Raw genomic sequence first — 21,481 nt, 5'->3', positions numbered from 1 at the left:
ATTTATTAAAACCAGACATGAAAAACACCTGCCTCACCATTCTCGTCCTCGCCTGCTCAGCGGGTTACGCATTTGCTGATGAACCGGAGCGTAAGCCCAACATCATTATGGTGTTGGCCGACGACCAGGGTTACGCCGACATGGGCTGTTCCGAGTTCGCTAAAAAAGATGTCAGCACTCCCGCCCTGGACAAACTGGCAACGGAGGGAACCCGCTTCACCCAGGCATACAGCAGCGCCCCTATCTGCAACGCCTCCCGCGCGGGCCTGATTACCGGAGTGCATCAGGCGCGTATGGGTGTGTATTGGTATGTCAACCCGGGCATCAAGGACACACGTTTCCAAACGATCCCGGAGGCACTGAAAAAAGCGGGTTATGCCACCGGCTACGTCGGTAAGGTCCACTACGGCAGCGGCGCGCCCGACGCCCGCGACTTCCCGACGAACCATGGCTTCGACTACTACTTCGGATTCATGGGCGGCAGAAAACACTACATGCTGCACGACGATGCCGACGAGGCACGCTTCCTGGAACTTCAGAAAAAGGCGGGGCGCAAGACTGATAACCCGGTGGCACGCAAAGGCGGTCTGACGAAGTTTGAATCGCTGAAAATGGGCGCCATGTGGGAGAACAAAGCCAAGGTCAACACCAGAGGGCTTTCAACCGAAATCTTCGGCGGCAAAGCCCGCGATTTCATCACCCAACACAAGGACGAGCCCTTCTACCTCCAGCTCTCATTCAACGCCGTGCACAACTTCACCCACCAGCTTCCCGAGGACTACAAAAAGGCGCACGGCATCACCGGTATCATCCAGGACTGGGACCCCGCCAAGGAGGAATACCTCGACTGGTATCGCAAGGCGCGCTTCCCTAACAACCCCGAAGGCCGCGCCACCTACCTTGCCCACCTGCATTTCCTCGACCTGGAAATCGGCCGACTCTCCAAGCACCTTGAAACCCTCGGATTGAAAGAGAACACCCTGGTCGTTTACATCAGCGACAACGGTGGCTCGACGCCGATCTATGCCGACAACTCACCGCTGCGCGGCAGCAAGTACACGCTATACGAGGGGGGGATCCGCGTGCCGATGATCGTGCGCTGGCCCGGCAAGGCGCCCGCAGGCCGGGTGGATGCCGCCGTGGTTTCGACCCTCGATCTCTTTCCCATGATCTGCACCGCGGCGGGGGTAAAGTCCACCAACCGGTTCGACGGTCAGGATCTGACGGGATTTTTCCATCGCAAACAACCCTCGGTGCCCGAGCGCACCCTGGTCTGGGACAGCGGCCACGAGTACGCCGTGCGCGCGGGCAACTGGAAATACCACGTCGTCAACGATACCAAGGACGCCGAACTCGAGATGGTGAAGCTGGAAAAAGGGGAGTTCCTCTACGACCTGCAAAGCGACCCGGGGGAGACCAAAAACCTGGCCAAAGAAAACCCCGGCAAACTCGCCGAGATGAAACGCATTTATCAGGCGTGGAAAAAACAAATGCCTGAGCAGTAAGCGGGGAACCGCGAATCTTGCGAATCGGGCGAATTTTTGCTTGGGATGTGAAACGAATTGCTCGACCGCGAAACACGCTCAATACGCGAAAGGGGTTTATGGAGCGCGGACTTGCAGTCCGTCAGCGACCCCGCACCTGGTGTCGGGGCATCCCCCTGCCGTGTTGATAAAAACGCCCCTACCGTGCGATCAGCGTGATCTCACGTGACAAGCCCCGGTGGGTGGGGATGGTGAGGGTGGTTTGTCCGTCCTGGTGGGTGAGCTTGATGTCGGGTTCGTTGTCGAGAGTCCAGGTGCCCTGGAGCGTGAGGGTGGTGTCCGGGGTGGAGGGCTTGTTGCCGACGTCGGGGAGGTCGATGTCGGTGAGGCTGAGCTTGAGGTTGTTAGACTCGGATTTTTGCAACAACACGACGCAGGTGCGGTCGGTTTTTTGCAGTAGGCTCTCCGGGGTTTTGCTCTCGAAGGCGGCGAAGGTGACGGCGGCTTCGAGTTGTTTGTGCGGCACGGTGATGATGTGGGCGCTGTTGTCTTGTTGGACGACATTGACCGATCCGCCTTGGTAGGCCGCCATTTTCTCCGGCGTGGCGTTGAGCAGGATGTGGTATTGGTAGCTGGCGTTGTCAGGTGTGGTGCCGTGGTCGATCCATGCGGAGGAGAAGGTGCCGGTGGTTTCCTCCTTGGTGCTGTTGTGGCGCGAGTGTTGTTCTTCCACTGCAAACTTGGCGGCTTGATTGCCGGGCAGGTAGTAGCCGCTGCCGTAGGCGTCGATATACCAGTTGGTGCCTTTTTGGGTGAGGTCGTTTTCTGCTGGCACGGCGGTCTGGAACAGGGTGGTGACGCAGGGGTATTCCTGGGAGGCGTTTGAAATGCCGCTGCCGAGACAGACGAGGGTGTCATCGAAGGCGAAGACGCTTTTTCTAACACGCAGGGTTTGCGGGTCTTTTTGGGTGGGGTCGAGCTGGAAGAGGAAGGCGCCGATTTTTCCATCCAGGCTGCCGGCGCCCGAGGGGTGGGTGACTTGTCTTGGGGTGCTGCCGTAGAACGTGGTGTTGCCCTCTAACACATCGAGCGGAACGCGCAGCGTGGTGGCGCCGGGGGTGCGGCACCAGTCGTAGCCATTCTGCTGGTGGCCGCTGACGTGATCGAAGGTGTCCTTGAAAATCTGGATGGTGCCGTGGCTGAGGTTGCGGGCGTAGCGGTTGCCGTCGCGGTAGGTTTCGTGCGAGCGGATGCCGTCGCCATAGCCTTTGATCTGCACGGTGTTGCCACGGTAGGCGTAGCTAGCGCCAGCGTTGTAATTCATCGGATGGAACGCGTGGCGTTGTTCTGCGGGGATTTCTTTGCCAAACAGTTTTTTGCTATTGCCACCGAACATACGCAGGTAGGCGGAGGCGAGGTCGGTGTCCACCTTGTTGCTGCCGGGTTTGGATTGGGCCAGGGTGCGGAACGAGTTTTTGACGAGCTTGCCGCTGGCGGTGATGGGGTGGCGTCCGCAGGCGTTGAATCCTGCGTAGGGGTAGCTCCAGAGACGCGCTGCCATGAAGGCGGTTTTTAATTGTGAGTAAGCGGCGGGGTTGATCTCAAAAGGAGTGCCTGCAAGCGGGCCGACGACGTTTGACGTCACCATATCGATCGCCGGGATGCCGTAGCCGTGGTAGTGCATTTGATGGTGGAAAAGCGAGCCGTCCGGTTTGATCCCGCCCTTGGTTCCGTGGGACGGGGAGCTGAGCGTTTTACTGAGCCAATCGGAATACTGGCTGAGGCGTGCTGCTTTTTCCGGTCCGTCTTTGCCGAGGCACTGGATGAGGAAGTCGGATGACGACAGGGTGTTGAGGTAATCCATGTCCACCCAGTCTTCGGCGGGGGCGTAGATGCGGCGGGTGTTGTAATACCACTCCAGTGACTCGCGCGCGGGTTTGAGCAAGCTCGCTTTTTCCAACGGCTCCTGCATGGTCGCGATGGCGGGCACCCATGAGCGGGCGCGATAGCCAAAGTGGTGCATGATGCCGAGCGAGCTGCCTGCGGCGAAGCCTTGGTCGATGAGGTGCTCGGTGAGCAGGCAGAAGATCTCGGCGAGGCGTTTGCCCTTGGCGCTTTCACGGTCGTTTGTCGGCAAGCTGTTATAGGCGTCCGCGACCTTGAGCATGTAGTCGGTGTATTCCTCCAGTTTGTGCGAGCTGGCGCAGGTGGATTCCTCCGGAGCACCGACGCTTTGGTTGCGCATGTAGATGTGGTCGCCGAAGATGTCATCGCCGACTTTGCGGATGTGGTATTTGGCGAATTGTTGTTCGATGGCGTCGATCAAAGTTTGATCCAGCGGGCGCTCGGTAGTGCGTTTGGCAAACTCGCGGAACTTGGCAAAGGCAGCCATCTGCGCCTCGTTGGGTGCTTCGTTGGCGGATTTGTTTTTCCCGAGGTCAAACCAATACATCATCGGCTCCCAGTTGCCGGTGGTTTCCTTGTCGGCGCCGTGGACAAAGGGGACCTGGTAGTCGCCATGCTGGTGGCGTCTGTCGATGAAGCGGTGGACAAGGATATCGCCGATGTGGAGGGTGCCCTGGTCGATGTTAGAAGGGGCCTCGATCTTGACGTAGTTCATTTCCGGAAGTGCCTTGCCTTGCATGTCGCGGGTATAGGAAACCCAGGCGGTGCGCCAGCCGGTGAAGTTGAGTTTGAACGGGAAGTGGCAGGCTTCTTTGCCGTCCTTGCCGAAGGAAAAGCGCAGTGATGCGTCTGGCCGGGGAGTTTTGTTATAAACCCAGACCACAAAGCAGTTTTCCACGGGAAAAGTCAGGTTGAACTCGCTCCGGGCCTCCCCCGAACTCATGATTTTGATCGGTCGCTTGAAGGTGATGGACGAGTCGTTTTTCCAATCCCATTTCAGGCCGTGATCGCCCCAGACGCGGCGGTCGGGATCGAGTGAAATGATTGAGTTCTTCCAGCTCATGCCATCGGGCAGCGCATCGCCGTTAAAGACGATTTGGTTAGGATGCTCGCTTTGGCTGGCGTCAAAGTCCGGGGTGCTTCCGTTGTTGTAGGACTCTGTCCGGTTATGTTTGCAACATGAGGCGGCCAAGAGGCAGAGGCCGAGGGTGATGATATGGTTCTTCATTGGGGAAAATAATTTAGTGTGCCTTTGCCTTGAGCACCCACTGGGTGGTGCGGCTGCGTTGGGTGGGGATGGTCAGTGTGGTCTGGCCGTCCTGGTGGGAGGTGGTTACGTTACCAGCCTGTTTGATCTTCCAGTTTCCTTGCAGCGTGATGGTGGTGGCCGGGGTGATTGGTGCGGTGCCGACGTCGGGTAGGTTGATGTCTGTGACGCTGAGCTTGAGTGTGTCGGCGTCGGGTTTTCTCAAAAGCACGATGCACGAGCGGTCGGTTTTTTGTAGCAGAAGCTCAGGTTTTTGACTCTCGAAGGCGGCGAAGGTGACGGCGGCTTCGAGTTGTTTGTGTGGCACGGTGATGATGTGGGCGCTGTCGTCTTGTTGGATGACGTGGACTGATTCGCCCTTGTAGGTCGCCATCTTTTCCGGCGTGGCGTTGAGCAGGATGTGGTATTGGTAGCTGGCGTTGTTGGGGGTGGTGCCGTGGTCGATCCATGCGGAGGAGAAAGTGCCGGTGGTTTCCTCCTTGGTGCCGTTGTGGCGCGAGAGTTGTTCCTCCACCGCGAACTTGGCGGTTTGATTACTAGGCAGGTAGTAGCCGGTGCCGTAGGCGTCGATATACCAGTGCGTGCCTTGCTGGGTGAGATCGTTTTCTTCCGGCACGGCGGTCTGGAACAGAGTGGTGACGCAGGGGAATTCCTCGGAGGCGTTGGCAATGCCGCTGCCGAGGCAGATGAGGGTGTCATCGATGGCAAAGACACTTTTTCTAACACGCAGTGATTGAGGATCGGAGGTGGGGTCGAGCTGGAAGAGGAAGGCGCCGAAACGTTCCTCCAGGCTGCCCGCTCCCGAGGGGTGGGTTTTCTGCCCTGGCGTGCTGCCGTGGAAGCTGGTGCCGCCTTCTAACACGTCCAAAGGAACACGCAGCGTGGTGGCACCCGGGAGGCGACACCAATCGTAGCCGTCCTGCTGGTGACCGCTGACGTGATCGAGGGTGTTTTTGAAAACTTGGATGGTGCCGTGGCTGAGGTATCTGCCGTAGCGGTTGTCGTCATCGTAGGTTTCGTGGGAGCGGATGCCATCGCCGTATCCTTTCAGGTGCACGGTGTTATCGGCGTAAGCGTAGCTTGCCGAGGCGTTGTAGTTCATCGGCAGAAAGGTGTGGAGTTCCTCGGCCGGGATGATTTTTCCAAAGAGTCTTTTGCTGTTGCCACCGAACATGCGCAGGTAGGCGGAGGCGAGGTCGGTATCGACTTCATCGCTGCCCGGTCTGGACAGCGCCAGGGTGTGGATCGGGGATTTCAGTGACCTGCCGCTGGCGGTGATGGGGTGGCGACCGCAGGCGTTGAAGCCGGCGTGCGGGTAACACCAGAGTCGCGCCGCCATGAAGGCGTTCTTGAGCTGGGCGTAGGCTGCGGGTGTGATTTCGAACGGGGTGCCATCGAGCGGGCCGACGACGCTTTCGGTGACCACCTTGACGGCGGGGATGCCGTAGCCGTGGTAGTGCATGTGGTGGTGAAAGAGCGAGCCGTCCGGTTTGAAGCCACCTTGGGTCCCCGGCGACGGCGAGCTGATGGTGTTGCTGAGCCACTTGGAATACTGGCTGAGGCGGGCGGCTTTTTCCGCTCCGTCCTTGCCGAGGCAGAGGATGGTGAAATCGGATTTCGACAGGGTGTTGAGGTAGTCCATGTTCGCCCAGTCTGCGGCGGGGGCGTAGATCTGGCGGGTGTTGTAAAACCATTCCAGCGCCTCGCGCGTGGGGGTGAGCAAGTTGGCCTTTTCCAGTGGCTCCTGCAGCGCGTCGATGGCGGGCACCCAGTTGCGGGCGTTGTATCCGAAGTGGTGCATCGTGCCCAGCGAGCTGCCGGCGGCAAAGCCGTGCTCTAACATGTTGGCGACGAGTAGGCAGCCGATCTCAGCGATGCGTTGCCCACCGGGGCTGTCGCGATCGGCGGGCATCAGGCTGCGGTAGGTCTGCCCGACCTTGAGCAGAAACGTGGTGTAGTCGTTCAGCGAATGCGCGCTGCGGCGGGTGGATTCCTCCGGAGCCCCCACCAGCTGACGTGCCATGTAGATGTGATCGCCGAAGATGGCATCGCCCACTTTGCGGATGTGGTATTGGGCGAATTGTTGTTCGATGGCCTCCAGTGTTTTGGGATCGAGCGGGCGTGGATTTTTTTCCTCGGCGAGCGAACGGAACTTGGCGAAGGCGGCGGTCTGCGCCTCGGTGAGTGGCTCGGTGGCGGGTGGGTTTTTCCCGAGTTCAAACCAGTGCATGATCGGGTCCCAGTGGCCGTGGGTCAACTGGTCGGCACCGCGGACGAAGGGGACTTGGTAGTCGCCGTGCTGGTGGCGTTGGTCGATGAAGCGGTGGGTGAGAATGTCGCCAATCCGGAGGGTGCCGTAGTCGATGTTAGTCGGTGCTTCGATCCTGAGGTAATCCATCGGGGCAGAGGGTTTGCCCTGCATATCGCGGTCATAGGAAACCCAGGCGGTGCGCCAGCCGGTGAAGTTGAGATGGAAGGGAAAGTGGCAGATTTCCTTGTCGCCATCATCACCGTGGGTGCCGAATGAAAATCGCAGCGCGGCATCGGGCACGGCGGTGTCATTGTAAACCCAGACGACAAAGCAGTTCTGGACGGGGAAGGGGAGCTTGTGCTCCCGGCGTGCCTGCTTGGGGTCCATCCAGGGGATCGGTCGGTGAAAGGTGACCGACGCCCCCATTTTCCAATCCCACTTCAGGGAGTGATAGCTCCAGACGTAGCGACCGGGGTCGAGCGAGAGCGCGGAATCCGTCCAGCTCATGCCGCCGGGGAGCGACTCGCCATGGAACAGAATCTGGTTGGGCAGCGCGCTGTGGGCGGCATCAACCGCGGCGGTGCTGCCATGGGTGAATGGCATGGTGCCGACTTCCCCTGAGTCGCGGTCGGGCGTATTTCTGTCTTTGCAGGATGTGCAAGCCAGCAGGCCCAGGCCGATGGCAAAGGGGATGATCGGTTTCACGGATGCTGCGGTATCAGGGGGTGGATTTTTTCAGCACGCATGGGATGGTGCGGCCGCGCAAGGTGGTGAAGGTGAGCGTGGTTTTGCCGTCATTTTGCGCTGCGGTGACACCTTCCCCTTGAGTGAGTTCGTAGTTGCCGTTGAGGGTGAGTGTAACAGAGGAAACCTCGGGGCCGTAGCGAGGTTTGATAACAATCTCACCCGCCAGCATGCCGCCCTCGTTGCCGGGCATGCGCAGGTCAGGGTCGGTGAGGTTGAGTTTCAGTTGGTCGCCCTCCTGTTTGGTCATCACCAGGCAGGGTTCGGAAACGTGGCTGACGAGTTGGTTTTTGACATCGCCGGATTGGAACAAGGCGTAGCTGGTGGTGGTGCCGGACTGCACGATGTGGGCGTCTGAGTCATGGCGCAGCACGGTATAGCCGGGGGATTTTTGCCATGCGGCGGCGCGTTGTTCCGTGGGTAAAACGAGCACGGCGTAGTGGTAGGAGCTGTCTTTGGCGTAAGCACCGTGGTCGAGCCAGGCGACCGCGTAGTCGGCTTCGGTTGCTTCGTTGTGTCCGCTGTGGTCTTTCTCCTTCGGCCCTTTGCCATCGATGCTGGCGTAGTGGTAGTAGGAGTGCTGGTGCTGGCGGGCGATGTTGAGTTTTTGCCCCTCGGGCACGAGGTAGTGATTGCCGACGACATCGCGCAGGGTGGTGGCGGCAGCATGCTTTTCACCGAAGGGAAATTCACTAACAACTTTGCCGTTGATGCTGACCGGCAGATCGTTTTTTTCCAAATGCTGTTGAAACAGCACGGTCTCGACTGGGTAGCGGCTGTTAGGGTTGCTGATGGCGCTGCCGAGGCAGACGATGGTGTCGTCGAAGAAGTGATACGACTTCAGCGCGTGCAGGCCGATGTCAGGTCGCGATGGTTCGTTTTTCTCCTTCAGCACCATGGCAAAGAGTCCGTCCTGCTGATCCATGTGGCAGTTGCCGACAAAGGTTTCGTCGGTGGTGGGCATCATGATGATGCTTTCGTAGGGGATGAGATCGAGCGGCAGGTGGGTGACGGTGGCTCCCGGTGGGCGCGACCAGTCCCAGCCGTAGGGGCTGACACCGGAGGCGGGGAGTCCGCCGGGCGGCAGGATCTCCAGGGTGCCGTGGCTTTGGTATCTGCCGTAACGGTTGACCGGGCCGTAGATCTCGCTGCCCCAGACGTAGCGGCTGAGACCGCGGGCGATTGCCAACCAGTCGCCGCGACGGTGGGCGCCGACGTTGGCGTATGGGAAACACCAGTGGCCGTTGGGATCGGGTTCGGGCTGGATCGAGGCATCGAACTGATCGCGGGCATCGGGGAAAAGGCGCAGGGCGATGGCGGCTATTTCTTCGTCCACTTCTTTATCGCCCTCCGGGGTGCCGGATTTGGCGAAGTCGATGTATGCCGTATGCAGTCGGCTGAGGTTGTCCTTGAATTGGTAGGCGTGTCTGCCGCTCAAGGTGCGTGGCAATGAGAATTTGTTACACTGGATGCGGATCGCCAGGAGGGCGCGTCGGAAGCTGCGGTAGGCATCGGGGGAAAGGCGGAACGGGGTGTCTGCGAGGAGTTTGAACATCGGACCGATGGCGGCCAGGGCACCCGACTCATAGGCGGGGTAATGCCCCCAGTGGTGGAATGCGGAGCCGTCTTCTTTAAAGCCACCATTGTTACCGTGTCGGTTGAGAGCTACGGCGGCGCTGTATGTTTTTGACCACTGCAGCACCGAGTGATAGCGCTCGCCGATGGCATCGGTCATCAGCAAAGACAAAAGCTGCTCTTTGGCCATGGTGTTGAAGTAATCCATGTTCGCGCAGTGGGTGGACGCGTAGGGATCGTAACAGTAATGCGAGTGATTGAACCACTGGCCGGCGCGCGCGACTTGCCTCTTGAGCTTGTGCTTGGCTAACAATTTGCGGGTCAGGAAGGATGCGGCGTAGTAACTGCGCGATGAATACCCGTAGTGATGCAGCGTGCCTTGTCCGTGGCCTTCGTGCCATCCGGATTTGAGCAACAGCAAGTTCATTGAAACGATCATCGTTTCCAGTTCGCGGCGTTCATCACCGGTGCTGAGGTGCCAGGCCTTGGCAAGCTGCAGCAGAAACGTGCTGGTGTGCCGCAGGTCATAATTGACTTCAGCCTCCATTTCCCCGGCGAGGCTCGACGGCTTGTAGATATCTACGGTGTGGAGGAAAAAGATATGCCGTCCGTGGATGTTGTCCGTGGTCAGCTTGTCGAGGTCGGCTTGTGCGGGAAGTTGGTATTGCTGGTATGCGGCGCGCAGGGATTTGATGTTTGGTTTGCGTGCGCTCTTGAGCAGCTCGGTTTCGAACTTTTGCTCGAGCGCTTTCACGGCGTCTTGCTTTGCCTGGTCGATGGCAGGGTTCGGGAGGTCGAGGATACCTGCGTGATAAAGATGCTGCGGCTTGCCTGGGCGGACGCGCGATTTGTCATCATCGCGGTAGAACGTGAGTGAAGTGTCATTCATCGCGTGGCGGCGGTCGAACTGGACGTCGGGGTAAAGCAGATCGATGTAGGCTTCTCCGGCCTTGCCTTTCGGGGTCTCGATTGCGATCCAGTCCATCGCAGGCTGCTCCTTGCCTGCCATGCGGTTGTAGGGCATCATCATTGTGCGCCAGCCGGCGAATCCGAGGGTGTAATCGAACCAGCAGTCGGGTTTTTCCTGGCCATCGCGACCGAAGGAGAACCGCAGGGCGTCTTGTTTTTTACCATCCGTCTGATAGAGCCAGAGGTTGAAAATGGCTGCGCAGAGCCGTTGGTCGATGGTTTTGTTGCGGGCATCGATCGCCCGTTTCACAAGAACCTTGCCGCCGCTGCCGTCCCAGGTGATTTTCAGCGACTGCTTACCGTGTACCTTCTGCCCGCTGGAAACCGAGAGGGTGACTCCCTGGTCGGCGCTGAATTCAGCGGGGACAGATGGATTCTCAAAGGAATAGATATCTGTTACTGGCTGCTGACCGGATGAGGTCAAGGGAGTGGCCCATCCAACGAGGGCCATGAGAACGGCGCACGACCGGAGAGTTTTCATGATATGTTAGAAGGTTCTTATCTGCCCATCCAGCCGCCATCGACGACGAGCACTTCGCCGTTGACGTAATTTGATGACTCGGAAGCGAGGAAAACCGTCGGGCCCTTGAAGTCGGCGGGTTCGCCCCAGCGGCCTGCCGGGATGCGGGCGAGGATTTGCTCGGCGCGGACGGGATCGTCTTGCAGTGCCTGGGTGTTGTCGGTGGCGATATATCCCGGTGCGATGGCATTGACGTTGACCCCTTTTCCCGCCCATTCGTTAGAGAGCGCCTTGGTGAGCTGTCCGATGGCACCCTTGGATGCGGCGTAGCCAGGAACGGTGATGCCGCCCTGGAAGGTGAGCAGCGAGGCGGTGAAGATGATTTTTCCACTGCCGCGCTCGATCATACCTGCGCCGATTTCACGGGCGAGGATGAACTGGGCGTTGAGGTTGACCTCGATGACCCTGTCCCAGAGATCATCACCGTGCTCGGCAGCGGGGGCGCGTAGAATTGTGCCGGCGTTGTTGACCAGGATATCGGGCGTGCCGTGGTTTTCCTTGAGGGTGTTGATGAACTGATAGAGTGACTTGCGGTCTGAGAAATCGCAGGCGTAGCCGGTAAACGACCGGCCGGTGGCTTCCACGGCTTCGGCGATTTTGCTGCCGGATGCTTCCATGGTGGCGGAGACGCCGATGATGTCGGCACCTGCCTGGGCGAGTCCTTCGGCCATGGCGAATCCGATGCCGCGTTTGCAGCCGGTGACGAGGGCGGTTTTTCCTACGAGTGAAAATAAGTTGGTTGTAGACATGGTCAATGTGTTTGTGGGAGCGCGTTTAATGGATGGCAATTACTTGAAGCTCTTGATGAGTTCAGGCAGCCAGAGGGAGAGCGGGGCGTAGTAAGTGATCGCTGCAAGCGCCACAATCATCGCTACATAGAAAGGAATCATCTGTCGGGAAACCCGCGCGATATTCGTTCTGCCGACTCCGCAGCCAACAAACAGACAGGTGCCGACGGGTGGTGTGCACAGGCCGATACTGAGGTTGGTGATCATGATGATGCCGAAGTGCACAGGCTCGATCCCGATATCCGTCGCTACAGGAAGCAGGATCGGGGTGAAGATCAGGATCGCGGGGGTCATGTCCATGAACGTTCCCACGATCAATAAAATGATGTTGATCGTGAGGATGATCGCCAGCGGATTGGTGGACAGACTGAGCAAGGAGTCACTTACCATCTGGGGAATTTGCTCCATCGTTAGAAACTTGCTCATGGCGGAGCTGGTGGCAACGAGCAACAGCACCATGGCGGTGGTCCTGGCCGAGCGTCCCAGGATTTCGGACATGTCGGAGAGTTTCACCTCGCGGTAAATGCAGACACTGAGCAGGAAGGCCCAGACAACGGCAACCGCGGAGGCTTCGGTGGCGGTGAAGACCCCGCCGAGGATGCCGCCTAACACGATGATGACGAGTAGCAGGCTTGGGGCGGCGCGACCGAGACTCGGTGCAAATTGGGGGATTTCCTGCAGGCCGATTTGGCCGTATTGTTTTTTGCGGCTGACCGTAAAGCACATGGCCATGATGCAGACTCCCAGGAGTAAACCGGGCAGAATGCCACCGATGAAGAGGTCTCCGACAGAGGCGTTGGCGACAACCGCAAAGACGATCATCACGTTGCTTGGCGGGATTAGGAGGCCGGTGACCGAGCCACAACTGGTGATGGCCACACTGAAATCCCGCGGGTATCCCTTGGATTCCATCTCGGGAATAAGCGTTTTTCCAATTGAGGAAATGGCGGCCGCAGCCGAGCCGGAGATCGCTCCGAAGAGCATGCAGGTCACCGTGTTGACCAGGGCGAGGCCACCGGGGAGCCGGCCCACGATGGCGGCGGCAAAATCGATCAGCCGCTTCGCCAGGCCGCCCGCGCCCATGAGTTCACCGGCGAGGATGAAGAAGGGGATGGCGAGCAGGGCAAAGGAGCTCACCGAGTTGGCCATGTCGCTGACGATGGAGGAGGTGACATTCGGGTAGCCGAGTGAGAATGCCGCCAGCACCGTGGCGCAGCCGACCACGAAGGCGATGGGGGTATCCATGAGCAGCAGGGCCACGAATACGACGAGAAGTATGACGATGCCGATAGTCATGCGTTTGCTTTCTCCTCGCTATTGTTAGTATTGGTTTTTCCCACGATGAGCTGGCGAAGGTTGTCCAGGGCGAACAGTGAGATCAGGAAGCCGCTGAGGGGGATGGAAAAATAGAACCATGCCCGGCGGATAGGTAGGGAGGAGAGGAGTTGGCCCGAATCGTAGCGGTCGATAAAGAGGTTCCAGCCACCGTATGTCATCACACCGGCGGAGAAGAGCAGGACGACAACAGCCACGAAGCCAGCCGAGATCCGCTGGGCAAGCGGTGTGAACTTGCTGGTCAGGATATCGACGCCAAGGTGGGCGTTGTCGAGATAGGCGAGGGCGGCGCCGACCATCACCACCCAGCTGAGCAGAAACTCGGATGATTCATCGGTCCACGAGAGGCCGAGGTCCATTTTCTTGGAGATGATTCCTAACAGGACGATCACGATCAGTGCAACCAGAGTGCTGGCGCAGAGAAAGTTCAGTGTCCGACTGAGGATGTTCTTGAGTAGGTTCAATGAAGTGGTCGGGCTAGGGTTGGCGAATTTTTTTTACGAAATCGGCGACTTCATCCTTGGCGAAACGCTCGACCACGGGGGCGGCGGCGTCTTGGAAGGGTTTGAGTGCGGGGCGATGGATGGTCACCCCCTCGCTAACCATGGTCTCCAGGGCCTGGGCGGTGCCTGTTTGCCAGAGTTTGCGTTGAAGGGCGCTGGCTTCCTTGGCGGCGGTGCGCACCCATTCCTTTTCCTGGTCGCTGAGCTTGCTCCAGAGTTGCGAGCTGGCGAGGAAAATATCCGGAATACGCGTGTGGTGATCAAAGGTGAAGTGTTTGCACACTTCGAGGTGTCTTGATTGCACAAACGACGGCGGGTTGTTTTCGGCAGCCTGCACGTTGCCTTGCTGGAGGGCGGAGTAGAGCTCGCCGAATGCCATGGGGGTGGGGTTGCCGCCCATGGCTTCGATCATCGCGATGGCGACGGGATCGCGCATGACGCGAATGGTTTTTCCCTGCAGGTCGGAGGGCTTGGTGATGGGTTCTTTGCTGTAAAAATTACGGCTGCCCCCGTCGAAATAACATAGCCCGACCAGTCCACTGCTTTCTCCGGACGCCTTGGTGCTGACGCGTTCTAACAATGTTGCGCCGATCTCGTTGTCAAGCGTGCGCCAGTAGTGCTCTTCATCATCAAAGAGGTAGGGGAGTGAAAAAACACCCATCACCGGGACGAAGTTGGATACCGGTGCGGTGCTGACTTTGGTGAAGTCGAGGCTGCCGCTCTGGAGGCGTTCCAGGCACACCACTTCGTTGCCGAGCTGTTCTGACGGATAGATGTCACAGGTAATACGTCCGCCGGACAGCTCTTTGAGCCGCTTGGCAAAGTGTTCGATGCCCTTGTGCACGGGGTGATCGACCGCGAGTGAGTGGGCGATTTGCAGTTTGCGGCGTGGTGTGCCTCCTCCGCCCTGACCCTGGCTGTCTCGTTGGGAGTAGAGAGTCCAGGCGAAGATGCCTGAAGTGAGAACGGCTCCGATGAGGAGTCCGACGATGATGTTAGATCGAGTGGAGGACATGATGATGTGTAGGTTTAGCGTAATGTTTCCAGTGGAAACCCGTCCATGTCGTCGAAGTCCTGGTTTTCACCACCCATGCCCCAGACGAAGGAGTAATTGCCGGTGCCCGCGCCGCAGTGGACCGACCAGGATGGCGACAGGGCGACGTCTTTTTCAGACATCCAGAGCACGCGGGTTTCGTCCGGATGGCCCATGAAGTGGGCGACGCGGTGTTCGGGGTCGATATCGAAGTAGAGATAGACCTCGGAGCGGCGGTCGTGGGTGTGCGGTGGCATCGTGTTCCAGGTGCTGCCGGTCTGGATCACGGTGAATCCCATCACCAACTGGCAGCTTTGGATGCCGTTCTGGTGGATATACTGATAGAGGTGGCGTTCGTTGGCTGTTTCAGGTGCGCCGAGTTCCAGCAGGTTGGCGTCCTCGATTCCGGCATGGGTGGTCGGGTAATCCGCGTGCGCCGGATAGCTGAGGAGGTAAAACTGCGCGGGTTCGCTGGCGGAGCTGCTGGCGAAGGAGATGTCCTTGCTGCCGCGGCCGATGTAGAGGCACTCCTGTTTCGCCATGTCATAGCTGGTGCCATCGACGGTGATGGTGCCGTTTTGTCCGAGGTTGATCACGCCGAGCTCACGGCGTTCACAGAAGTAGTTGGCGCGCAGGGCATCGGCTGCGGCGAGCACGAGTGGCTCCAGCGTTGGTACTGCCGAGCCGACAATAGCACGATCAAGATCGGTGTAGGTGAGTTGCAGTTGCCCCTCGGAAAAGAGATCTTGCAGAAGGAAGCGGTCGCGCAGACCGGAGGTGTCGAGTGCTTTGTAGCTGATGTCGTCAGCCGTTGTTTGCTTGTTCATAGTAACGGATTATAATTCGATGTTGAGAGGGGCTGTGATGTTTTCGTGGATGAAGCGCAATACGCGGTTTTCAAAGTCGATCTTACGTGGTGCATCGACTTGGCTCCACGATGTTCCCGCGTACCACGAGACAGGATTGGTAAGATCCCGGGCAAGGGGAACCAGCGGGTGCTTCTCGTCCCAGACGAGGTTGGTTGTTAGATCGGGGAGGGTTGAGACAATGGAGGTGCCGATGAAGCCGTGGTTTTCCTCCGGATTGCCGAGTGGCTCCCATGCTGCGATGGCGTGGTTCGTCTGGAAAATGGACTGGGCCTCCTCGTCGCCGGTGTAGGCCAGTGATTTTTTGTCATGCACGTAGAGGCCGGTGACTGGCCGGATGCCCGCGCTGTCTCCCTCCGTCTTGAATGACGAGGTGACGTGGAGAAAGTGTGAGCCGGCGTCCATCGTGACGGTGCGGGTCTCGGTGACCTTGGCTCCGTCCACCGCCAGGGGCGGGTAGGTCAGGATGAACTTGAGTCGCAGCGGCCCCTTGGTAATCACCTTGGAAGTGGCGAACACGGGACTGGGGATGAGCTTGCCCTGCTTGTCCAGGTAGCCGAGTCCGCCGCAGCCGAGGGTTTGGCCCACTTTGTAGGCGTCCATGCCTTCGCCGTGGTCGGTGTGGTATTGGGTGGGGCCCGCCTTGTACCATTTATCGACGATGGGGTAGCGCACGCGCTTGGTCCAGACATCGATGCCGCCGCGGCCGTCCTCGGCGACGAGCGCGGGGCCGTACATGCGGAATGCCATGCGGTCGTTTTCCCAGGCGAAGTCATCGAGCCTCTCGGGGACGAAACGGGCGTGGAGGCGGCTGGGGAAGTGGGCGGGCTGGCCGTTTTCCAAAACGAACAAGGTGAACTTGCGCGATTCCCCGGGCATCAGGGAAACCTGGACCAGCAGAGAGTCGTCGAAGTTCTGCACCGGCAGGAAGTAGCCGCTGACCCGGTCCATCACGGCGGTGTTTTGCGCCGTTGCGGCGGGGAGGTGTTTTTTGACATCCGCCCATTTCAAGGAGACCACTTGATTGCGTCGTGTTAGGGAGCTGGGGTTGCCGATGTGGAAGTCGTGCGTCTTCGCCCCCTTTGTGAGCGCCATTTTATGAAGCTCGTGACCGACTAACAGAAATCCGCCCACGCCATAGACATCCGTTTCATCCTTGGTCACCGCCTTGGGGTCCTTGCCGATGGCCTGGACGAACCCCAGCTTGCCATCCGCATGCACATTACGGACCAGGCGCTGCCAGCCCTTGGTGCAGACGGGCAGGTAGTCGGCCTCGGGCAGCAGGCCGTTGTTGATACCCCATGCCATGCCGTAGATGTAAAACGCGGTGCCGCTGGATTCCGGGGCGGGATAGGTGTCGGGGTCTAACAATGCGGCGTGCCACGAGCCGTCGGGCTGTTGGATGTCCTTGAGTTTGGCCGCCATTTCTTTGAAAAGGGCAAGGTAGCGTGGCCGTGACGGGTAATCGTGCGGTATGTGTTTGAGGAGGTTGCAGATGCCGGCGAAGACCCAGCCGTTGCCGCGTGCCCAGAAGACTTTTTCGCCGTTCTTTTCCTTGCGGTCAAAGTAGTTCTGGTCGCGCCAGTAGAGCTTGCTTTCTTTGTCGAACAGGTAATCCGTGGTGCGCCACCAGAGCATGTCCATCGCGTCCAGGTAGCGTTTTTCTCCGGTGGCGGCGTAGAGCATGGCCAGGGTGGGGGGGCTCATGTAGAGTGAGTCGCACCATGCCGGCTCACGCAGGTAGATTTTGTTTTTCCACTCCAGGGGTTCGTCGTGCGGGCGATTGATAAAGTCGTCCATCGTCTGGCGCGTGTGGGCGATCTGCTGCGGCAGTTCATCGCGCATATAGAGCCAGAGGTAGGCTTGTCCAACGGCGTGATCGTCCGAGAAGCCGGGTCGGGGGCCGAGCTTGAACCCGGTTTTCGCCCCCATGTCGGCAAGTGTCCGGTAGTAGGTTTCATCCCCCGTGGTGTGGGCGTGCGCCATGACGCCGGTCCAGAGCGCGCCGTGCGTCCAGTGCCAGAGCGGATGTTTTGCAGGGTGGTCCAACTGCCACTTTGCTGCGGCATTGGTGACCTTGAGAATGGCAGCGGGTGTGAGGTCTGCGGAAAATAGGGCGTCCTCCTGGGCGGAGACACCAGCCGTCAGGAGAATGGCGGCGAGCATCGGGGTGACTTGCTTTTTCATGGTGGGAAAGTGTGGTTGGAAAGTGGACGGGGGATAAGGTGGGCGGATGTTGTTAGGTCGGGTTAGCTTTGTTGGTGACCGAGCTTTTTGGAGAGGTCATTGGCGGCAGCGATGACCTTTTTGGAGACTTCGGGAATGAGTGCCTTGGTAAAACGGGACTTGGCAGCCGTGATGCCGATCACCCCCACCACTTGGTTCAGGGCGTTGAACACCGGTGCGCCAAGGCAGCGGACGTGATCGTGGTATTCGACGTCGTCAACGGCGTATCCGACGCGGCGTATCTCGTCGAGCTCGGGAAGGAGCGACTCCTTGCTGGTGTGGGTGTTTTCCGTCCTCTTGACGAACTTGATGCGGTCCAGCAAATCATTGCGCGCCTCCTTGGTGGAGTATGCGAGCATCACCTTGCCGGAGGCCGAGCAGTGCATGTCCGCCAGGGTGCCGGGCCGGCTGGCCACGCGAAGCGCGTGCGGGCTGTCGCACACCTCGATGAGCAGTGCGTTGGCGCCCGACAGGATGGCGAAGTGGGACGACTCCTGCGTCGCCTTGGTCAGTGCCTGAAGAATCGGCACACAAAGATTGCGCTCGGGGATCTGCGAGACGACTTGCAGCCCCAGGTTGATCAGGCGGTGTCCCATCACGTAGCTCTTGTCGATACAGCGCACCATGCCCTCCACCTCCAGGGTCCTCATGATCCTGAAGACGGAGGTTCGGGGGAGATCCAGCTCCTTTGCGATGGCACTTGTCGTCATGGCTTTCCGGCTTGAAGTTAAAAGCTGGAAGATAGCACAGGTGTTGGCAATGCTGGGGATGCGGTATTCGTTCATATGTGGACAGGGTTTTTACGTATGTCACTATTTGCCCAGGTTGGGCGACAGGTCAATCCTCCATGTGTGATCTGTCCATATTTGAAACAATAAATCCATATATGAATTAAAAACGAGGCTGTGCGCATAATTTGACTTGAGGGAGGACGTGCCCCGTCTATACCGGAAGTCATGCAAAACACCGATTCATTAGCAGCAAACCAGGAGATCGCCCGTCAGTTGGAAAGCCACAAGCTGGTTCCGGTCATTGTGCTGGACGACGCCAAGGATGCCGCGCCATTGGCGGAGGCCCTTGTCTCCGGCGGCCTGCCGGTGGCTGAAGTCACCATGCGCACATCGGCCGCCCTGGACGCCATGAGGGAAATCAGCAAGCATCCTGATGTATTGTTGGGCGCGGGGACCGTTTGTACGGCGCAGCAGGTTGACCAGGCGGTGGATTGCGGGGCGAAATACATCATCTGCCCCGGAATGCACGACGAGGTGGTGGTCCGCTGCCAGGAGCTCGGTGTGCTGGTCATTCCCGGCGTCATCACGCCGTCTGACATCGCCAGGGCGATGAGTCACGGCCTTGAGGTTGTTAAGTTCTTTCCAGCAGAGGCGTTTGGCGGCGCCAAGACCTTGAAGGCGATGGCTGCCCCTTACGGCGACATGAAATTCGTGCCAACCGGAGGCATCAATGAGGGGAACGTGATGGACTATCTATCCATGCCGTGTGTTTCCGCCTGTGGCGGCTCATGGATGGTCGAGCGCAGCCTGATCCAGGCCGGTGATTTTTCAGAAATTGAATCCCGTGTGCGTGGTGCTGTCGCACTTGTCCGTGGCACCAAGTAAGCGTGCGCCCCACCTTTTAAACCTTTTAACCAAGTCAGCATCCCATGTATAAAAAACCACCATCGCGGCCGCCCTTCCTGGGGTGACGCCTGGCTTTGTTTCGCTTGCATTGAGGGTGGAGCTGGCCTTGCAATTGTTCAGCTTTAAGAGTTGATTGTAAACCATCGTGACGTAGCCTTGCCACTAAGTTGAAAAAAATCCGTTATGCACATTAAAACATCTGAATCCAGGCACCACCATGGTTTTACCCTGGTGGAGCTATTAGTCGTGATCGCCATCATTGCCGCGTTGGTTGCATTGTCTTTCACCGTGGTGACCAAGATGGTGTCGAGGAGCAAGACGGTTGCATCCGTGAACAATTTGAAACAACTCCACATAGCCGCTGAAGGTTTTGCTGGTGATAACCATGGTGTTTTTCCCGCCACGTATTGGGGGGACCCTGATTCAACCCCTCCTGGTGCCGGGAAAATGTATTGGTGGCAGGCTCTGGCACCTTATGTCTACAGTGAAAATACCGGAAAGCTGGATGGGACGTTTCGTGACAAGGCTGATCCCAATGTTAGTTCAATCAAAGATAGCCAGCTGGTAGGCGGGGGATGGGGGAATATCAGCTACATGCCATGGACCAACGGGAGCGTTCCTTCGTCCAGTAAAATGATGGGTATCAGTGTTTCGCGCACTGAAGACCTGGGGGGGCAGCCCTACCTGTCGACATCCCGAAACACGGGCACGCTCGGTGTGTGGAACGAGGCCCAGTACAACAAGTATGTGGTGCCAAGCGCCGCGTGGCGTGATAACAAGATCATCGTGCTCTACTGCGATGGAGCTGTAAAGGTTGTCAAAGACCCCACGTTCCAAACAGTGGCTCCCGCAATGGATCCAGATCAGGATTGAGCCAGTAAAGGCCAGTGGTTCACAACAAAGCCGCGCTCCCGGGCAACTGCAAAATGTAGGGGGTGAAAACATGGAGTGATTCACCCCCGCAGCATGTGAAATGTTTTGCGGAATTAATTTTTTGACATCGAAAACGGCATTCGATAGGATGACCGCTATGAAATTGACACCCCTTCTGTCCGTCCTGATTTCAGCCGCCCTGACGGCTGGTTCCCAAGCTGCCATCACACTGTTTGCTACGACAAGCGGCACCGGATCAGGATCAGACTACATCAATTACACAGGTAATTTCCTGGGTATCAAGAGCGGTACCAGCCAATGGAACACCGCTCCAGCCAACGGTGTAGGATTCTATAACCTCGCCAACGTTTACTGGGACGCGGACAACGACGGCACCTTCGGTGAAACCGGCATCGGCGAAAACTCCGGCAACGGCGCTACCACACTGGATTTTGAGGCCGCCCCGATCACCGCAACCACCAGCTATTACTTTGGTATCGCAGGATTCGCCGGAGCGAATACGACGGGAAGCATCCGCTTTGCCATTCGCAAGCAGGACACCACCACCGTGAGCATCCTGGTTGCCGAGGGCACCCCGGTGAACTTCAGCGACTCCAATGGCGACCCATGGCAGGCCAGCTTCGAGTTCAATAACCAGCACTACGGCGACGTCGTAAACAACATCAGCCACAGCCCCGGCGGTGCCAGCAACGACCACCAGGGGGTTCTCACTCTGACCTTGGTTCCGGAGCCGTCCAGCGCCGCACTCCTTGGTCTCGGCGGACTTGCCTTGATCCTGCGCCGCCGTAAAGGCTAAGGAGCACACGGTCCTGCGCCGCCGCAAGAGATGGGCTGCCGTTCGTATCGAGCATCCATTTCCAAACCCGTTCCCTTCAGTGGGAGCGGGTTTTTTTCTATCGATTGATCCCAGCCGAATTATTCAGGTATCGGCTTGCTCGGCAGGATGAGCGAGAACAGGTCCGCGTCCACGATCTGGGGATTGCCAAGAAACTCGATCAGAATTTTAACGCGCTCATGGGCGGGAAGAACCTCCACAACCTTGCCCTGGAAGCCCTGCAGGGCACCGTGGGCGATTTCCACCTCATCCCCTTTGTTGATGGTTGGCTCAAGGGTCAGCATGTCGTTATCACCGTCCTCCTGGTCCTGCATCTGCTTGTAGAGCTCGGCGATGAAGGTGGCGGGGATTTCCGGAATATAGTCGCCGAATTTCAACAGTTTCATCACACCGTGGGTGTGCACCACCTGCCGTTCGTTTTCGAATCGGGAGAAAAAAGCAAAGATGTAGCCGGGAAACATCGCTTCCACCCACCAGACCTTGCCCCGGCGGGTGGCCTTGCGGTAGCGGAGGCGGGGACAGAACGACTCCACGCCATCGAGCTGTCTCAGCGACCTGGCGGCGAGGTGTTCACGCTTGGTCTGGGTACGGACGCAGTACCAGGCGGGGTCATCCGCTTGTTCCGGGTTGGACTCTGTGGTGGGCATCG

General features: G+C 58.5%; 15 protein-coding genes. 4 read left to right on the top strand and 11 right to left on the bottom strand.

What is annotated here, in order from left to right:
- Positions 1-17: 17 nt before the first annotated feature.
- Positions 18-1,505: a sulfatase-like hydrolase/transferase gene (locus H7A51_17605; protein ID MCP5538035.1), complete on the top strand. Its 1,488-nt coding sequence runs from the start codon at positions 18-20 to the stop codon at positions 1,503-1,505.
- Between the two features lie 178 nt (positions 1,506-1,683).
- Here H7A51_17605 and H7A51_17600 read toward each other — a convergent pair whose 3' ends face one another.
- From H7A51_17600 to H7A51_17555, 10 genes are all read right to left on the bottom strand, one after another.
- Positions 1,684-4,617 (bottom strand): hypothetical protein, encoded by a 2,934-nt coding sequence (locus tag H7A51_17600; GenBank protein ID MCP5538034.1) that lies wholly within the window; start codon positions 4,615-4,617, stop codon positions 1,684-1,686.
- A gap of 13 nt (positions 4,618-4,630) precedes the next feature.
- Positions 4,631-7,612 (bottom strand): hypothetical protein, encoded by a 2,982-nt coding sequence (locus H7A51_17595; GenBank protein ID MCP5538033.1) that lies wholly within the window; start codon positions 7,610-7,612, stop codon positions 4,631-4,633.
- A 13-nt stretch (positions 7,613-7,625) separates the two neighbouring features.
- Positions 7,626-10,676 carry a hypothetical protein gene (locus H7A51_17590; GenBank protein MCP5538032.1) on the bottom strand — a complete coding sequence of 1,017 codons (3,051 nt, stop codon included), beginning with the start codon at positions 10,674-10,676 and terminating at the stop codon, positions 7,626-7,628.
- A 17-nt stretch (positions 10,677-10,693) separates the two neighbouring features.
- Positions 10,694-11,464 (bottom strand): SDR family oxidoreductase, encoded by a 771-nt coding sequence (locus H7A51_17585; GenBank protein ID MCP5538031.1) that lies wholly within the window; start codon positions 11,462-11,464, stop codon positions 10,694-10,696.
- 39 nt (positions 11,465-11,503) lie between these two features.
- Complete coding sequence (locus tag H7A51_17580; GenBank protein MCP5538030.1) at positions 11,504-12,799, bottom strand: TRAP transporter large permease; 1,296 nt, start codon at positions 12,797-12,799, stop codon at positions 11,504-11,506.
- Positions 12,796-13,302, bottom strand: coding sequence for a TRAP transporter small permease (locus H7A51_17575; protein MCP5538029.1), 507 nt, complete (start codon positions 13,300-13,302; stop codon positions 12,796-12,798). Before H7A51_17575 ends, H7A51_17580 begins: the two co-directional genes overlap by 4 nt.
- A 13-nt stretch (positions 13,303-13,315) precedes the next feature.
- A complete protein-coding gene (locus H7A51_17570; protein ID MCP5538028.1) occupies positions 13,316-14,356 on the bottom strand; it encodes a TRAP transporter substrate-binding protein in 1,041 nt (346 codons plus the stop codon).
- A 14-nt stretch (positions 14,357-14,370) separates the two neighbouring features.
- The gene (gene kduI / locus H7A51_17565) at positions 14,371-15,201 is read right to left on the bottom strand and encodes a 5-dehydro-4-deoxy-D-glucuronate isomerase (protein MCP5538027.1); all 831 of its coding nucleotides are present in this window, start codon (positions 15,199-15,201) and stop codon (positions 14,371-14,373) included.
- 9 nt (positions 15,202-15,210) lie between these two features.
- Entirely contained in the window at positions 15,211-17,427 is a 2,217-nt protein-coding gene (locus H7A51_17560; GenBank protein ID MCP5538026.1) for a glycoside hydrolase family 88 protein, read from the bottom strand.
- Between the two features lie 62 nt (positions 17,428-17,489).
- Positions 17,490-18,251 (bottom strand): IclR family transcriptional regulator, encoded by a 762-nt coding sequence (locus H7A51_17555; protein MCP5538025.1) that lies wholly within the window; start codon positions 18,249-18,251, stop codon positions 17,490-17,492.
- A 171-nt stretch (positions 18,252-18,422) separates the two neighbouring features.
- On the opposite strand from H7A51_17555, the gene eda reads away from it, so the two are divergent.
- The 3 genes from eda to H7A51_17540 all read left to right on the top strand — a co-directional run bounded on the left by eda (position 18,423) and on the right by H7A51_17540 (position 20,793).
- Complete coding sequence (gene eda / locus H7A51_17550; GenBank protein MCP5538024.1) at positions 18,423-19,082, top strand: bifunctional 4-hydroxy-2-oxoglutarate aldolase/2-dehydro-3-deoxy-phosphogluconate aldolase; 660 nt, start codon at positions 18,423-18,425, stop codon at positions 19,080-19,082.
- A 204-nt stretch (positions 19,083-19,286) separates the two neighbouring features.
- Complete coding sequence (locus tag H7A51_17545) at positions 19,287-19,976, top strand: type II secretion system protein (protein ID MCP5538023.1); 690 nt, start codon at positions 19,287-19,289, stop codon at positions 19,974-19,976.
- A 157-nt stretch (positions 19,977-20,133) separates the two neighbouring features.
- A complete protein-coding gene (locus H7A51_17540) occupies positions 20,134-20,793 on the top strand; it encodes a PEP-CTERM sorting domain-containing protein (protein ID MCP5538022.1) in 660 nt (219 codons plus the stop codon).
- Positions 20,794-20,912: 119 nt separating this feature from the next.
- On the opposite strand, the gene H7A51_17535 is transcribed toward H7A51_17540, so the two are convergent.
- Positions 20,913-21,479: a hypothetical protein gene (locus H7A51_17535; GenBank protein MCP5538021.1), complete on the bottom strand. Its 567-nt coding sequence runs from the start codon at positions 21,477-21,479 to the stop codon at positions 20,913-20,915.
- Between the last annotated feature and the right edge of the window lie 2 nt (positions 21,480-21,481).

Source organism: Akkermansiaceae bacterium (assembly GCA_024233115.1).
In the GTDB taxonomy this organism is placed as follows: Bacteria; Verrucomicrobiota; Verrucomicrobiia; order Verrucomicrobiales; family Akkermansiaceae; genus Oceaniferula.
The sequence above is the reverse complement of the archived record's forward strand: the minus strand, read 5'-3'. Positions and strand labels throughout refer to the sequence as shown.

What these genes read in the sequence shown, in the direction of transcription:
- H7A51_17535 (MCP5538021.1), bottom strand. Translation starts at nt 21,479, where the DNA reads ATGCCCACCACAGAGTCCAACCCGGAACAAGCGGATGACCCCGCCTGG.
- H7A51_17555 (MCP5538025.1), bottom strand. Translation starts at nt 18,251, where the DNA reads ATGAACGAATACCGCATCCCCAGCATTGCCAACACCTGTGCTATCTTC.
- H7A51_17580 (MCP5538030.1), bottom strand. Translation starts at nt 12,799, where the DNA reads ATGACTATCGGCATCGTCATACTTCTCGTCGTATTCGTGGCCCTGCTG.
- H7A51_17590 (MCP5538032.1), bottom strand. Translation starts at nt 10,676, where the DNA reads ATGAAAACTCTCCGGTCGTGCGCCGTTCTCATGGCCCTCGTTGGATGG.
- kduI (MCP5538027.1), bottom strand. Translation starts at nt 15,201, where the DNA reads ATGAACAAGCAAACAACGGCTGACGACATCAGCTACAAAGCACTCGAC.
- H7A51_17540 (MCP5538022.1), top strand. Translation starts at nt 20,134, where the DNA reads ATGAAATTGACACCCCTTCTGTCCGTCCTGATTTCAGCCGCCCTGACG.
- H7A51_17605 (MCP5538035.1), top strand. Translation starts at nt 18, where the DNA reads ATGAAAAACACCTGCCTCACCATTCTCGTCCTCGCCTGCTCAGCGGGT.
- H7A51_17600 (MCP5538034.1), bottom strand. Translation starts at nt 4,617, where the DNA reads ATGAAGAACCATATCATCACCCTCGGCCTCTGCCTCTTGGCCGCCTCA.
- eda (MCP5538024.1), top strand. Translation starts at nt 18,423, where the DNA reads ATGCAAAACACCGATTCATTAGCAGCAAACCAGGAGATCGCCCGTCAG.
- H7A51_17560 (MCP5538026.1), bottom strand. Translation starts at nt 17,427, where the DNA reads ATGAAAAAGCAAGTCACCCCGATGCTCGCCGCCATTCTCCTGACGGCT.
- H7A51_17545 (MCP5538023.1), top strand. Translation starts at nt 19,287, where the DNA reads ATGCACATTAAAACATCTGAATCCAGGCACCACCATGGTTTTACCCTG.
- H7A51_17585 (MCP5538031.1), bottom strand. Translation starts at nt 11,464, where the DNA reads ATGTCTACAACCAACTTATTTTCACTCGTAGGAAAAACCGCCCTCGTC.
- H7A51_17570 (MCP5538028.1), bottom strand. Translation starts at nt 14,356, where the DNA reads ATGTCCTCCACTCGATCTAACATCATCGTCGGACTCCTCATCGGAGCC.